The organism is Fastidiosipila sp. (assembly GCA_012511175.1).
GTDB lineage: Bacteria > Bacillota > Clostridia > Saccharofermentanales > DTU023 > UBA4923.
Map to the genome: position 1 here is coordinate 17,340 of JAAZGO010000024.1, position 15,159 is coordinate 32,498.

General features: G+C 50.7%; 14 protein-coding genes. 6 read left to right on the top strand and 8 right to left on the bottom strand.

From position 1 onward, the window contains the following. Window positions 1-9: 9 nt before the first annotated feature. The 7 genes from GX839_04675 to GX839_04705 all read right to left on the bottom strand — a co-directional run bounded on the left by GX839_04675 (window position 10) and on the right by GX839_04705 (window position 9,000). Complete coding sequence (locus GX839_04675; protein ID NLB04752.1) at window positions 10-1,350, bottom strand: amidohydrolase; 1,341 nt, start codon at window positions 1,348-1,350, stop codon at window positions 10-12. Between the two features lie 100 nt (window positions 1,351-1,450). Further along, the gene (locus tag GX839_04680) at window positions 1,451-2,218 is read right to left on the bottom strand and encodes a hypothetical protein (protein NLB04753.1); all 768 of its coding nucleotides are present in this window, start codon (window positions 2,216-2,218) and stop codon (window positions 1,451-1,453) included. A 105-nt stretch (window positions 2,219-2,323) separates the two neighbouring features. Next, the gene (locus GX839_04685; GenBank protein NLB04754.1) at window positions 2,324-3,085 is read right to left on the bottom strand and encodes a hypothetical protein; all 762 of its coding nucleotides are present in this window, start codon (window positions 3,083-3,085) and stop codon (window positions 2,324-2,326) included. A gap of 316 nt (window positions 3,086-3,401) precedes the next feature. Next, a complete protein-coding gene (locus GX839_04690; protein NLB04755.1) occupies window positions 3,402-4,226 on the bottom strand; it encodes an ATP-binding cassette domain-containing protein in 825 nt (274 codons plus the stop codon). Further along, on the bottom strand, window positions 4,223-5,092 hold the full coding sequence (locus tag GX839_04695) for an ABC transporter ATP-binding protein (protein ID NLB04756.1): 870 nt from the start codon (window positions 5,090-5,092) through the stop codon (window positions 4,223-4,225). The genes GX839_04690 and GX839_04695 overlap by 4 nt, the downstream gene beginning before the upstream one ends. Window positions 5,093-5,110: 18 nt before the next feature. Next, window positions 5,111-5,860: an energy-coupling factor transporter transmembrane protein EcfT gene (locus tag GX839_04700; GenBank protein NLB04757.1), complete on the bottom strand. Its 750-nt coding sequence runs from the start codon at window positions 5,858-5,860 to the stop codon at window positions 5,111-5,113. Between the two features lie 827 nt (window positions 5,861-6,687). Then, window positions 6,688-9,000 (bottom strand): molybdopterin-dependent oxidoreductase, encoded by a 2,313-nt coding sequence (locus GX839_04705; GenBank protein NLB04758.1) that lies wholly within the window; start codon window positions 8,998-9,000, stop codon window positions 6,688-6,690. Window positions 9,001-9,751: 751 nt separating this feature from the next. Here GX839_04705 and GX839_04710 point away from each other — a divergent pair. The 6 genes from GX839_04710 to GX839_04735 all read left to right on the top strand — a co-directional run bounded on the left by GX839_04710 (window position 9,752) and on the right by GX839_04735 (window position 14,324). Beyond that, window positions 9,752-10,711 (top strand): methenyltetrahydromethanopterin cyclohydrolase, encoded by a 960-nt coding sequence (locus GX839_04710; GenBank protein ID NLB04759.1) that lies wholly within the window; start codon window positions 9,752-9,754, stop codon window positions 10,709-10,711. Window positions 10,712-10,828: 117 nt separating this feature from the next. Then, on the top strand, window positions 10,829-11,992 hold the full coding sequence (locus GX839_04715; GenBank protein NLB04760.1) for an FAD-binding oxidoreductase: 1,164 nt from the start codon (window positions 10,829-10,831) through the stop codon (window positions 11,990-11,992). Between the two features lie 98 nt (window positions 11,993-12,090). Continuing rightward, window positions 12,091-12,447 carry a (2Fe-2S)-binding protein gene (locus GX839_04720; protein NLB04761.1) on the top strand — a complete coding sequence of 119 codons (357 nt, stop codon included), beginning with the start codon at window positions 12,091-12,093 and terminating at the stop codon, window positions 12,445-12,447. Then, window positions 12,444-13,589, top strand: coding sequence for an FAD-dependent oxidoreductase (locus GX839_04725; GenBank protein NLB04762.1), 1,146 nt, complete (start codon window positions 12,444-12,446; stop codon window positions 13,587-13,589). The genes GX839_04720 and GX839_04725 overlap by 4 nt, the downstream gene beginning before the upstream one ends. After that, window positions 13,586-13,864, top strand: coding sequence for a (2Fe-2S)-binding protein (locus GX839_04730; protein NLB04763.1), 279 nt, complete (start codon window positions 13,586-13,588; stop codon window positions 13,862-13,864). The genes GX839_04725 and GX839_04730 overlap by 4 nt, the downstream gene beginning before the upstream one ends. A 49-nt stretch (window positions 13,865-13,913) precedes the next feature. Continuing rightward, window positions 13,914-14,324, top strand: coding sequence for a 4Fe-4S binding protein (locus tag GX839_04735; protein NLB04764.1), 411 nt, complete (start codon window positions 13,914-13,916; stop codon window positions 14,322-14,324). A gap of 66 nt (window positions 14,325-14,390) precedes the next feature. Here the strand turns inward: GX839_04735 and GX839_04740 are convergent, their stop codons facing one another. After that, a complete protein-coding gene (locus tag GX839_04740; GenBank protein NLB04765.1) occupies window positions 14,391-15,092 on the bottom strand; it encodes a flavodoxin family protein in 702 nt (233 codons plus the stop codon). Window positions 15,093-15,159: the final 67 nt, after the last annotated feature.

Here is a 15,159-nt window from a genome sequence, read left to right on the forward strand (position 1 = left end):
CCGCGTTAATCAGTTGGTGTACAAACGACCATATGGGATCGTTCTCTGGCGATCTTCGGCCAGGGCAATAGCTTCCCCGACCAATTCCTCTTCGGAGACAGTCTGGATGACGCCATCCATCATGACTGGTTTCCCATCGATGATGACATTTCGAACATCCGAAGATTTGCCGCAATATACAATCTGTTGAATCACGTCGTGGACGGGTGCAAAATGGACAGCGCCGGTATCCATGATCACTATGTCGGCAAGCTTCCCTTCCTCCAGCACGCCTGCGTCCAGGCCCGCTATTTCGGCGGCATTTTCAGTAGCCATTTGGTATACCTGTTTGGCAGTCAGAGCTGCCGGGTCTTCATACTTCAATTTCTGCAGCATTGAGCCAAAACGCATCTCTTCGAACATATCAAGCAAATCATTTGAGGCCGCCCCGTCCGTGCTGAGACCGACATTGAGGCCGCGGTTCAGATAATCAACAATCGGGGCGATACCGCTGCCAAGTTTGCCATTGCTCTTGGGGTTGTAGCAGATGCTGACTGCACGTTCCGCAGCAAGTTCCCGCTCGTGTTCGGTAAAATGAACAGCATGCACGGCGCAGAACGGATAATCCAGGAAGCCCACTGAATCCAGATACTGCAAGGGTGTCAAGCCGGTATCCCGAAGCGACTCCTGAACCTCCCAGGCAGTCTCCGAAACGTGGCAGAAGGTTTTCAACCCATATGCCTCGCTTGTGTCACGAAGCCAAAGCAGGTAATCCGGCGTGCAGGTAAAAGGTGTGGAGGGTGCAATGGCGACCCGTTGCAAACCTTTGTTATGCCAGCGCTCAATCGTTGAAATAATTTCAGCCCTCATTGCTTCCGCGGATGAAGTGAAGGCTTCGGGTACCCATTTGTCAACTGCCTGAATCGCTCCGGTACCACGTATTCCAATGCGTTCCCACATGGAAAAAAGATCATCCGAGAGGACATCCATATCGACAAAAGCGGTGATTCCACTTTTCAGCATTTCAATGGCACCGAGACCGCCATAGAAAGAGCTCAAACGATGGTCGCCTGAGTGGGCATCTTCGAGGATGACGCCAACAAAAGGAAAAGTAACTTCTTCACACCATTCCTTAATCTTCAAACGATCTTCCACGCCCTTGAGCATATTTTGGTACAAATGCGTGTGCAGGTTCACGAAACCGGGTGCAACGACCTTATCTGAACAATCAATCGTCAGGCATCCCTCTCCCGGTACCGGGATATCAGAACCGATCCGTCTGATTCGATTGCCCTCGACCAAGAGATTGACATCCTGGACGACGCGATCTGAATCTTGCACCAAAAAAGCGATATTTTTAAGATAAATCATAATATCCTATCCATAATGGGCGGCAAAAGAGTTGGTTCTCTTTTGCCGCATGACAAATTTGCTATTACCTCATGTGAGATAGATGATTCCAGCAAACCACTCAATCCTCATCCATTGCTTCATCCACAACCGGTTCATCCTGGCATTGATCCTGGGGACCCACATAGACACCTATTTTGGGTAATCCCTTTAGCAAGGGTACCCCGATAATTGCTGCAATGGCTGCAAAAAGAACACGTTGCAGCGGGGTAACCAACAATAATGGTTGGAAGATTTCGGCGGGCAGTCCATAGAGCAAAATGGCAAAGAAGTTGCCAATTGGAAGTGAAGCTCCCATGAATCCTGCAAATGCGCAGATCCAAATCGCCATAAACTGAAGGCCAATATTCTTACCGATCAGCCATCTGCGGGCAAACAAACCGCCAATGATCATTGCAATTGCCGCCAGCCCGTACAATACCATATACAGGGGGAAGGCCTGTCCTGTCGCTGTGGACAGCCAGAGTACGACGCCGCCTCCCGCAATAACCAGAGATAATGGCCAAAACTTTCCTCCACGGCTGACGAGACCTGCCGCCAAGGCACAAAACAAGTCGGTTACAAAGCTCGCAAGCCCCAAAAGAGCAGTGTGCGGAGCGATGAGTGATCCAATAAATGAACCGACCGAGGCCGTAGCAGCACCCGCGACGGGACCGAAGAATATCCCTGCCAACGGCGCAAAAATGACACCCACTGAGAAAGACGAACCTGTCCCAATAATGGGGATCGTTGGCAACAGCGCGGAAGCTGCGTGCAAGGCAGCCCAAACAGCAACGATGGCGGGATGCGTATTACCCAATACCGTAAACTTCTTTTTGTTCTCGCTCATACTCAATTCTTTCTGATACCTCTCTGAATGCATGACCAAAGCCTAATGATTGAGACAGCAAAACTGACTGCCATCCCAACCATTAGGCTGAATCTGTTAACCTCTCTACGGTTCTTCGTCTTTTATTTCTTCTTCATCAAAAGCTGCTTCCTGCGGGCCGACATAAACACCAATTTTGGGCAAGCCAATCAGCAGCGGTGTGCCAATGATTGCAGCAACCAGGGAGAAAATGGCTCGCTCCGTGGGAGTCAACAAAAGCAGCGGTCTGAAAAGTTCCGCGGGCAGTCCATACATCAAAATTGCAAGGAAGTTGCCGGACGGCACAGACGCACCAAGCAGCGACGCGAATGTGCATATCCAGATTGCCACGAACTGAAGAACGATATTCCTGCCAGTCAACCATTTGCGGGCAAATAAACCGCCAACGACCATGGCTAGCGCAGCAAGCGCATAGAGGACCATGTACAGAGGGAAAGCACGGCCGGTAGCCGTCGCCAACCAAAGTGCCGAGCCGCCGACAGCAAAGAGCAATGACAGAGGCCACAACTTTCCACCACGGCTAACTAAACCTGCCACCAATGCGCAAAGCAGTTCCGGTATGAAGCTGATCAGACCGAAAGTTGCTGTGTGCGGAGCAATAAGGGATCCAATGAAAGAACCGACTGTCGCTGCCGCCGCACCTGCAATAGGTCCAAAGAAGATTCCTGCCAAAGGTGCAAATATCATCCCAACGGAAAAGGAGAATCCTGTTCCGATAATGGGAATCGTCGGTAACAGCGCGGATGCAGCATGCAAGGCTGCCCATACGGCAATTACAGCCGGATGTGTGTTACCGAGTAATGAATATTTCTTTTTCGTACCACTCATACTATTCCTCTTTCTACGATGCAATGCATCAATCGCTCTACGGACATCCCGTTATAACCAACTGCGGACGCCCGCCTCCCAATCCGATCTGTCCCCGCCAGTCAAGAGCCGACGGGGGTGCCAACGAAATTGGTAAACATGTCACCGCCCGGTTCCTGATTAGTCCGCAACACAGGGGTGACTATTGAGTGCTGAACTTCCTCCCGGTCTGCCTCCTTTCCAGTGCCGAACGGCCATTCGGCACCAATTCTCTCTCTTCAGTTCCCCCAAAATTCATCTGCTTGTCCCGCCGGTCTTGTAGCCGGCACAACTGTTCCTAGTAACTTTCAACCAAATAATCACATAACTGACCCACTGTTGTCGTTTGCGGCAAATTTTTCATTTTTGCCCGGAGACGGTTGGCCAGTTGAGTGATCTGAGGAGGCAAAATATTTGTCTTTGCAAGCTCCTCTTCCTTCACAAATACTTCTTCTGTCGCCATATCCAACATAAGCTCTGCTTCGCTCAGAACGATCGTTCTATCGGCATACTCAGCGACCAAGGGCATCTGGTGGGTCACGTAAATGATCGTACGTCCCTCTTCGTGAAGGCGCCTTGCAATATCCATGATCTGATAGCAGCCCCTGTAATCCTGACCGCTGGTCGGTTCGTCCAGGATCAAAATTGGAGGATTCATGGCCAGAACGGATGCAATGACAACCTTGGCACGATCACCCTTGCTGAGTGCAGGAGGATATTCTTCAAATTTGTCTGACACTCCGACAGCTTCCGCTGCCTTATTAACCCGTTCGTCAGCTTCATCCGATGGTATCTTTGCATTCTTTAAGGCGTACAGGATTTCGTCCTTGACAGTCGACTCGAAAAGCTGGTTATCCGGATTTTGCAGCACGAAACCAATCTCGTGCGAAATCTCCGCAACAGACATGTCCTTGTTATCCTCGCCGTTAATAAAGACCTTCCCGCTCGTCGGGCGTAGCAGGCCTGTGATATTTTTCAGGAGGGTGGATTTTCCCGAACCGTTCTGTCCGATGATGGCAACAAATTCGCCGCGCTTGATGTCCAGGCTGACATCTTTCAGAGCCTCCACACCGCTGGCGTAGGTATATGACAGATGATCAATCTTCAGAACTGTTTCACTCACGAGAAGGTCTCCTTATTCTTAAACAACTGATAGATAGCTTGTTCCGCTTCATCCAGTATGATGGGATGCCGTGACATAGGCAACCCTTTTTCGCTCATTCGTCTGGACAATTCCGACACCTGAGGCGGCCTGATCCAATTGTCCTTTAGCAGGTCGAACTGTTCGAAAATTACATGCGGTGAGTCAAAGGCGACAATACGGCCGTTATTAATCACGCAGATTTTGTCCGCGTACTCAGCGATTTCCTCGCTCTTGTGCGTCGCCATGACAATGGTCATGGAATGCATACCACGAATTTTGTAGATCACCTCAAATACTTCTCGTGTTCCAATCGGATCCAATTGAGATGTCGGTTCATCGAGCACCAGTATTTCCGGCTGCATAACGAGCGCTGTGGCAATAATCAATCTTTGTTTTTGGCCGCCCGAAAGAGCCAGAGGTGAATCTTTGACACGATGCCACAGGCCCACAACGTTAAGAGCCCATTCAATACGTTCCTTGATTTCAGCAGCGGGAAGCTGCAGGTTCTCCGGACCAAAGGCTGTTTCTTCCTCAATGCTGTGGGTAAATATCTGCGTCTCCGGGTCTTCCAGCACCACACCGACATGGCGCGACAATTCAGCAACTGTCGTTTCCTGCGTATCCAGTCCGGCAACTGTCACTTTCCCGCGCAGTGTTCCAGAAAGCGAGTGCGGAATAATCCCATTAATGCACTGGCAGAGAGTGGATTTACCTGAACCGTTTGCCCCCATCACCGCAATAAATTCACCCTGTTTAATCGATAGGTTAATTTTCCTTAGTACCCAGCGCTTTGTCCGGCTGTAGCAATAAGAAACATCATCAAAGCAAATCATATCCTTCACCACAATTAATTCCCCCTCCACTTAAAAATAGTAGTTGGCCGTAATAATTGCGGCGCAATATAGACACACCAGCAAAAGCGCGACCCAGTCTGTTGGTTTTGTACGGATCTCACTAACGTAAGTCTTCTTCTTAAATGCGCCGAATGCACGTGAATCCATGGCAATACCCATTTGCTGGGCACGACGCATCCCACCGATCACTAGAGGTGTGACGAGGGCGGGATAGGCCTTCGCTTTCACAATGACATTCTTGTGCTCAAAAGCGGTCATACCGCGCATTTTCTGTGCTTCCTGGATCGACCGGATCTCGCTTTGAAACATTGGGACCATATTCATGGTAGTTGTCATAATGTAAGCTGCCTTGTATGGCAATCCCATCCTTGTCATTCCAAGGGCGAGACGATTCAAGGGCGTTGTCATTGTAAGCATGGGCATCAACAGGATCAGAGAACAGAGCCGAATACCCAGAACGATTCCGTAAATCAAGCCGTTAAGCTTAAAAATTCCCAGAAGATTGCGTTCCGCATCAGGGTAAAAGATCATTTGCAGCACAATGATGAATACGATAAGAAAGGACAAAAATTTCAGGTACCCCGTCAGGTATTTCCCCGGAAGCCGGGCAGCAAACCACAGGGCCAAAAAAGTCACGAGAAATGCGATTACCAAATAAAGGTTGGTGACCATAAATACAGTCACAGTCAGCATCAAAACACTGAGTAATTTGATTCTCGGATCCATTCTCGTCAAGAAACTCTCTTTTGCTTCGGTCATTGACAAATTCTCCTCATTTCTCTTGTGCCATAATCACCGATCATGCTCCCTGCTATCCAAGACGGCAAGCAACCTACACCGGCAAACAGCTGTCCACGCGACAGCGATCCCAAACGAGTCCCCCAACTGGCTGACGGTGCATATTGCCCTGAAATAGGTTGCAATTACGATCAGTCTGGCGGGATGTTTCGCTGGGACTTTATCTTATAAGTTTGATCGTGCGTGTCAATAAAAAGGAATGCGTACCAGGCCCCAGGTCAATCGGAAAACAAGGTTTGACTGACTTTCGCAGACAATATGCCATCTGCACGCACCTCCCCAAAGAGCAATACCATCCTGACTTCGCGAGTGACAAGTTCGGGGGTTGCTTCTCACTTCCAGAATATCGCTTAGTCACATTAATACCTGATAAACTACACTGCGCCCGACCCATGCCTGTCCGTTAAATCTTATCAATAAACGGAGCTTATGACTGATAATTGTTGCATTTATACTGCAGTAAATGCATTTAAAAGTTACTTCGGTCATACTAGACCATCACCGTGTAATTGTCAACGAATCTTCCGCATAGGACAAGATCAAAATGATAAAGCTCCTCAATTTGAACGCATATTCAGGAAATATCCAGACACTTTTACCAATTTTTTACGGACGACCCAAAATCCATTGCAACCATAAAGAAACGCCGGTCAGGAGAAACATTCCAAACAATGACGATGAGCCACGGTCCGGCTGCCCCGGTCATCCACCGCATTACAGGCGCAACAAAGGGCAGTGCACCTGTGCAACCATCTTCGGAAGTCCTGCTGAAATTTCTGAAATTTTATTCAAGTGATGTCATTCTTCCCGCCGATTTTTCTCAGGACCGTCTCAGGATGAATCGGCAGCTCATCGAACTCACAATCGAGCGCATTGGATATGGCGTTCGCGATGGCCGGTGCAACCGGTACTGTTGAACACTCGCCGACACTTTTTGCTCCAAATGGGCCGCTTTCCTCTGGTTGGCCGACCGTAAGAATCCGAATCGGAGGCATCTGTGTCGCTGTCGGCATACGATATTTTCGCAAGGTGCTGTTCCTGCTTCTCCCTGTTTGGGGATCCACGTCGAGTGTCTCAGATAAGGCATAACCGAGTCCCATCTGAATGGCACCTTCAATCTGGCCTTCCAAGCCCATTGGATTGATTTCACGCCCCAGGTCGTGAACCGCCAAATAATCTATCACGCGGCAATGGCCTGTTCTTGTATCGACCTCCACTTCGCAAAAATGGGCTGCATATGACAAGGCCAAAGCGTTCGAGGCGAAGGTCTTGGCATGGCAAATATCGGTTTCATGATGATCATGTGCGTATTGCGCCACTTGTGCCAGTGTGACCCTTTGCCCCTCATCCTCCCTGGACACGACCGAACTCTCTTTCAGGATCAGTTGTTGAACGTCCAGCTCCAGCATTTCGGAGGCATAGAGCAATACCTCCTCCTTTACGGCTTCAGCCGCCTTAATGGCTGCCTGCCCGCAGACAAAGGTACCGCGACTTGAATAATCACCAAGATCCCAAAGTGTCACGTCCGTGTCGGCCTGGATGGCTTCAATTTCGTCCAAAGACAAGCCCAGAATTTCAGCAACAAATTGTGCTTGAACCGATACAACGCCGTTTCCCATATCGCTGGCGCCTGTCAGCATATGAACGGTTCCATCTTCATTCATCTTTAATATGACACCATTCGTGTCGGGCATGATGCCAAAAAGACCGTTGCCATGGACGGCCACAGCCATGCCGATGCCGCGGCGCACGGTTTCATGTTTGTTTCTTCTATCCGCTTCTTGTTTTTCCCATCTGGCTTTCCAATCAAAGGTTTCCGCCCCCATGGTCACACAGTCGGTAGGGCGCGCCTCCCCATGGGATTGTCCATCCCTCGCATCCACTGACGACGGCGTAACCAGGTTCTTGAGTTGCAGATCGATCACGGAAATGCCAAGTTTTTTGGCTATGGTGTTCATTTGACGTTGTTGAGCGAAACAACGCTGTGGCGACCCATATCCCCTCATGGCACCGCCAACCGGGCTGTTTGTGTAAACGGGAAGCGCGCGGAAACGGATATGGGGTGTACAGTAATTTTTAAAAACTTTCCCTCCAAGCGCCCATACCACACTCATGGCTCCCGCGGCATAGGCACCTGCGTTAGAAATAAGGTCAAGTTCGTGACCGACGATCATCCCATCCTTGTTCACTCCGGTAGTGGCTGTCAAATACATTTCGTGCCTGGTCCGGGTCGAGGGTATCATTTCGCTCCGTTTGAACACAAGCCTGACTGGTCTGCCGGTGGCGATCGCCAGCGCCATGACGACAGGCTCAAGTACAGCGTCAATCTTCCCTCCAAAACCGCCACCCATGGCAGGGCTGGCCACCCGGACACGGCTCATGGGAAGATTGAAGATTCGGCAAAGGTTTTTTCGAACACCGAACACATCCTGGGTTGGCGTATAGACGGTTACCTTGCCCCGGGCATCCGGTACCGCCAATGCAGCATGAGGTTCGATGGCTCCGTGATGGATCGGTGGTACATGATAGGTATTTGTGAACACATAGTCGGCTTCAGCAAAGGCTTTATCGGGGTTTCCGGCCTGCATTATGACTTCCTGCAACAGGTTGCCGTCAGGATGAATGGCGACAGCCTCCGGTTCAGAAGCCTGGCGCGGATCTGTGTAGAATGGCAAATCCTCGTAGGTGACCTTGATCAAACGGACAGCCTGTTCGGCAATCTTCTCCGAATCGGCCGCCACGGCTGCCACGCGATCCCCGACATAACGGACCTTGTCATCGAAAACCCGCTGATCATGGAATATATTGATATCCTCACCACATGGATTGAACCGCACTGCCGGCGTATTCTTGTGGGTCACAACAGCACGCACGCCTGGAAGTTTTTCAGCCTCAGACGTATCGATATCAACGATCCGCGCATGAGGTTTGGGGCTGAACAGGACTTTCGCATGCAGCATGCGGGCAACTGTCATGTCTCCCACGTATTGCAATTCGCCTTTGACCTTGAGTACCGCATCGCGAATCGGGAATGATTGCCCGATTTTGCTATCATTTCCGGATGTATAAGTTGTTAATTGAGATGAATGTTCACTATCCATGTTTAGCTCCCTTTCGCTCAGATGAGTATAACAAAGGCCCGTAAGGGGTAGCAACTCCATATCGTGATGGCGTCAATCTGATATGCCGGCATCCTGCATTGAAATAATTGGCAGCAATGGCGCCGGAACAAAGTTCGTCATGAAACAGACCCGGTCTTCGAGCTTACTTCAGACCGCTGCCCGCAGTATCTTCATGCGCACTTGCTCCAACTCCGGCACACCTGCCGTATTTTGAATTGAGATTTTTGTGCGCGAAAAATATTGGCCCCGTATCGGCGATCAATAAAAACATGTGTTGCTGGTCTGATTGCCTCAAATGCCATGGGGTGTCCGTGCAGCTCTCGTCTTGGCTCCTCGTTTGTAACGATATTGTTTGGAGGATGTTTTGCATGTAACGTGGCATCGACTCAGACAAGGCACCCGGAAAGCAGCTCCCTTGAATGATGTCAACAATGCGGGGCTTGCCTTCGTGTCAAGAATTTGCGCGGCAAGCGGTAGATCTTCCCATTCGGGAGATTGATCAAGAATATGAGCAGCAAACTGATTATTGTTCTGTTTCAAGGTGTCCGTAAGAAAGCCTGGCAGGAACTGGTTGACGGATCAACCTTCACCCACACTAAACCCGTTAAACGTAATCGTCATAATTTGATTTTATTCAAGAATGAGTGCTAGACTTGCCCTGTTTATAAATAGAAAGGTGCGGCTGACCGGATATACATCAGATCGCACTGAACGAAAAGGAGAACAATATATGTTTAGTGTCAATCAAAGAGCAGTTCAAATCGTCAAGGAAAAAATCATCCCGAACGCCGAAATGCTGCAGTGTGAAGTTCATCAGCTGAAAAATGGCGCGACCGTCATCGACATGGGTCTTTTTGCACGGGGGGGGTACATGGCCGGCAAGCTGTTTGTTGAGGCAACCATCGGAGACATGGGACATGTCGATTTTGGGCGCTTCACCCTTGGAGCAATCGATCTGCCCTCCATTGACGTCTACATCGACCTGCCTCAGACAGCTACCCTTTCGTCGCAGTTTTCCGGTTGGGACCTCAGCGCAGGTTATGAAAAAGGAACGCTGATGCCGATCGGCTCAGGCCCGGCGCGCGCTATCTATAAAAATGATCTGGGTTCAATTGACTGGACCTATAAGGATATTCATCACGAAACAGTCTTTGCGGCACAAACAACTGATATGCCAAACGAGGCAATGGCAGAAGATGTCGCAAAAAAATGCGGCTTGAAGCCCGAAAACGTTTACATTCTGGCGGCAACTACGGGTAGTCTGGCTGGTTCGATACAGGTCTGCTCGCGCTCAGTGGAAGCCTCCATGTTCTGCATGCTGCAAAAAGGATTTCCCCTCGAAGCAGTAATCAGTGGAATGGGAATATGTCCCATCGCGCCGCCAACCAAGGATGAGCTCAGTGCGATGGACAGAGTGAACACAGCCTTGATGTACGGCTGCACCGTCCGCTATCTTGTCGACTGTGAGGATGATGAAATAGAAGCCTTTTTGAAGGTGGCACCTTTTAATATCTCACCGAGATTTGGCGAACATTTTATCGATCTCTTTGAAGAGGGCGATCGAAATTTTGTTGAAGTCGATGCCAGCATCCATACCGTAGCCTGTTACGAAATAACCAACTTCAAAACGGGCAAGACATTTAGGGCGGGAGAACTCCGTGAGGACATGCTGGCAAGATCCTTCTTCTAGTCAACCGTTTGCACCAGCTTTCCGGAGGGAGAAAAAAACGGATTTCATTTATTAAACGGTGGTCATCATGGACAGATGCATTGCGGAAAGGAAGAGGAGCTGGAGGCGGGCCGAAAGATGAAAACAGAAGGGGTATATGATGTTGCAATAATTGGAGGTGGGGTTTGCGGATCTGCTATCGCTTACAATCTGGCAAAAGCGGGAGTCAAGGTCGCATTATTGGAAAAAGGGGGGATTTGTTCAGGGACCACCGGAACAAATCCCGGTTTTTGTGTACTCACCTATCGGGAAGATCCCATAGTCATGGAAATGGCTCTGCGGCAGCGACTGGAATGGAATGCACTGGCAGAAGATCTTAAAATCGATCTGGAATATGTTGAGACGGGGGGGCTGATACCGATCAGCAATCACCGTGAACTGGATGTGCTTGATCATGTGGCCGGTAACTGCCGTCAATGGGGGCTGAAGGAAGTTGCGCTTGTGACACCTGAACGGGCTGTTCAACAGGAGAGAGCCCTCGATCCCTCTCAAATCATCGGGGCGCTCTATTGCCCTTGGGAAGGAAAAATTAATCCCTTCAACCTGACCATCGGCATGGCAAACATGGCCCGGCAACTGGGAGCAGAAATTTTTATCGAGGACGAAGTCATCGCAATGGAAGTCAACGGCCATGAGGTGAAAGCTTTAGAAACCTCACAACGGAAAATCAAGGCCGATTTGTTCGTATGTGCTGCAGGAGCGTGGACTGCTGATGTCGCGGCTCAGGCAGGCGTGGACCTTCCGGTTTTATACGAGCGTGGCGAGGCCATGGTTAGCATCCCACTCCCTCCCCTAATTCGCGGAATGGTCACGGACGGACAACTTTTCGCTGTTGGTGAGAATCCACCTGACAGGGTAATTGGGGCATGTTTGGGGCAAACTGTCACCGGGAACATTGTCATTGCCCAGGCGACCACCGATGTTGACAACTACGATTGTTCTTCGACGCTTGATGGTCCCAGGGAAGTCGCCCAACGTGTATTGAAACTCTTCCCCAAGCTTGACGACTTGGAAATTCTGAGAATGTGGGGAGGGATCATTGCCTACACCCCGGACCGTGCCCCCTTGTTCGGCTTTCCTGAAAACCGGAAAAATTTGCTTGCGGTGGTCGGGTTCCACAGTGCGATCGGAATTGCACCCGTTCTCGGCAAGATGGTTTCCGATATCTTCTCCACAGGCTCAGCCGCTTATGATGTGTCCGCTTATTCACCTCTTCGCTTCAGGTCCGCGGAAATACGATGACAGAACGGGCCCGGAAAAATTTTCATTGAAATCCGGACGTTGCAGAAGAGGATAAACCGATCGTCCTGACTGGACTTGAAAGGTAAGGGAGCAAAATTATGGAAAACCGTTATGTGAAGGAACATCCGATCTTGGCTTGGGAATTCGATGAACAGCTGACCATCTATTTTGAGGACAAGCCTCTGGTGGGGTGGAAAGGTCAGACAATTGGCGCGATCTTGTTGGCCCACGGGATCCGCTACTACCGTGAAACACAGCGGCTTCACGAACCCCGCGGCATTTTCTGTGGAATCGGCCAGTGTTCAGACTGCTATATGATCGTTGATGGTCAGCCGAATGTGAAAGTCTGTACAAAGCTTGCCTGTGACAACATGCATGTGCAGCGTCAGATTGGAACTGCTCAGGCAATGCTGAGACCAGACAAATCGGTTTCCGGAGAGGATGAAACAGAATGAAAACCTACGATGCCGTTGTAATCGGAGCTGGGCCGGCGGGACTTGGGGCAGCCATTGAAATTGCCAAAGCTGGCGGCACGACTCTCTTGATTGATGAAAATGAACGCCCCGGGGGCCAGCTTTTTAAGCAAATCCATAAATTCTTTGGCTCAAAAGAGCACTACGCGGGAACCCGCGGTTACGAAATAGGGCAAATGCTTTTGCGCGAAGCAGAAGAGGCACGTGTCGACATTCGCCTCAACACGCGGGTGTGGGGCATTTTCCCCGATCGTACGGTGGTCGCGACCGACGACAATAAAAGTTTTTCATGTCGTGGAAGAACAATTATTCTGGCGACCGGCGCCAGCGAAAATGCACTGTCTTTCCCCGGTTCAACTCTTCCGGGCGTCATGACCGCGGGAGCGGCGCAAACAGTAGCCAACCTCTACCATGTACTGCCGGGGAAGAGAATCCTCATGGTGGGCAGCGGCAACGTTGGCGTTATTGTGGCTTACCAGCTGCTGCAAGCCGGTGCCCGTATTGAAGCAGTAATTGATGTGACTGACCAGGTGACCGGTTACGAAGTACACGCGCGCAAGATCAAACGCGCGGGTGTTCCGGTTTTGCTCCGTACAACCATTAAGGAAGCTTGGGGCAACAAGGAAGTGGAAGGCGCGATTTTGCACCGGGTCGATGATCGCTTCAAACCCATTCCAGGTACGGAATGGCGAATCCAGGCGGACACCATCTGCCTCGCAGTCGGTTTAACCCCCCGACTCGAGCTCGCTGCGATTTCCGGCTGTGCATCAGCTTACAATCCCATTTTAGGTGGTATGCTGCCAATTCACACAAGCACCATGCAGACGCTCCAGGAGGGGATCTTCGTCGCCGGCGATCTGGCTGGTATTGAAGAAGCAAGCACAGCTCTTGATGAAGGAAGGGTGGCCGGTCTGCAGGCGGCACTGGATTTGGGGCTTGGGGAAACCGACACCTTGGAAGACTTGCTAAGGCAGGGTCAAGAACGACTAACCTCGCTTCGACAAGGTCCTTTTGGCGAACAAAGGCAGCTTGCGAAGGAATGCATCTGGCAGCTGGCCGGACAAGACAGCCACAAACCAGCATCCACAATCATCAAAGGCGGTGGAAAGGAGAGAGAGGCATGAGCAAGTCAGTCATTATCTGCCGCTGCGAAGACGTAACCGAAGAGGAGGTCATCCAGGCAATCGAGCAGGGTGCCCGGAGCCTTGAGGATGTTAAGAAAATTACGCGTGCCGGTATGGGGTACTGCCAGGGAAAGACATGCAGGCGCCAAATTGCGCGATTGCTGGCAGAACAGACCGGTTGTCCGATTGAACAGTTTTTGCCAGGAAGTTTTCGTATGCCCGCAGGACCGATCAGATTGGAGTTGCTTGCGGGGACGGAGGAAATGGAAGAATGAGCCTTCAGCTGCACCCACCTCGTAAAGGGAATAAATCTGGAGATAGAATATGCGTAAAGTTTTAATTGATTGCAGGCAGGAAATTCCTTGCGATCCTTGTCAATTTTCTTGCCGCTACGGTGCCATAACCCTTGATTCACTGACAGCGATCCCTCAGGTTGATGAATCTTTGTGCATCGGCTGTTCGCTCTGCGTTGCCGCTTGCCCCGGACAGGCATGTTTTGTGGTCGATGATGAATACAGTGATACATTGGCAAGCGTCGACCTGCCATATGAATACCTTCCCTACCCAGCTGTCGGTGAAAGCTGGCTGGCGGTAAATAATGACGGGGAGGTCCTGTGCACAGGCGAGATCCTGCGCGTAATTCATCCGCCGTCATTTCATAACACCGCAGTAATCACGGTGGCTGTTCCCAAACAATATGCCTATACGGTCCGAGGCCTGCGGCGCCGTGAATAGCCATCGCACGGTCCCGTGTGCGATACTCCCGGCCTGGCTTTTCCCGGATTAAGACCGCTTTAGCGGTCAATCCTCATGGGAAAAGAAGAGGCGGCGCTCTTCGTCGTAGTCTTCTTCGTCGAGAAATCCTGCGATCTGGGCTTCCGTCAATTGCGGCAAAGCATCCCGGCCGGCCTGCAGAAGCTTTGCCATTACGGCAACTCTGCGGGCCATGACTGATACCGTACGCATCCCAAGCTTGTCTTCCCTGGCACCTTCTTCCTTGCGGTCCTTGGACCAAATACCGCCGCCGCTATAAGCGAATATGCTGCCCCCTGCCAAACACATACCGTGACTCATCAGCGCGCGGTTCATGATGCCAAGCGCTTCTTCAATGCCGCCGTTTCGTGCACCGCTGACCGCGATCGCACCACCGACCTGGGTTGCAAATGAACGCGCTGTCAATTTCCCAAGCGGCCGTAAACGGCTTAAAAATGCACTCATGAGTGGCGAAATCCCCATATCATAGACAGGGGAAGCAAGAATGACTCCCTGTGATTTGGGAAGCAGCTCGTAAAATACCTGCATCGCATCATCGAAAACCGGGCAATGAAACAAATCCTTGCATCGGTCGCAATGGATGCAAGGGGAGAGTTTTCCCTGACGCAGTTCATGGAAACTGGTCGTTACCCCCGGCACTTCTTCCGCGTACTCGAGGGCCCGTAACAGTGCATAGGCAGTCGCGCCTTGGCGGGGACTGCTGTGAATTCCAACGATATGACAACTCATCTGTCTTTTTCTCCGGCTCATCATTATTTCGTCTATCGCACATCCCAGTCATTGGGCATCTTCTGAT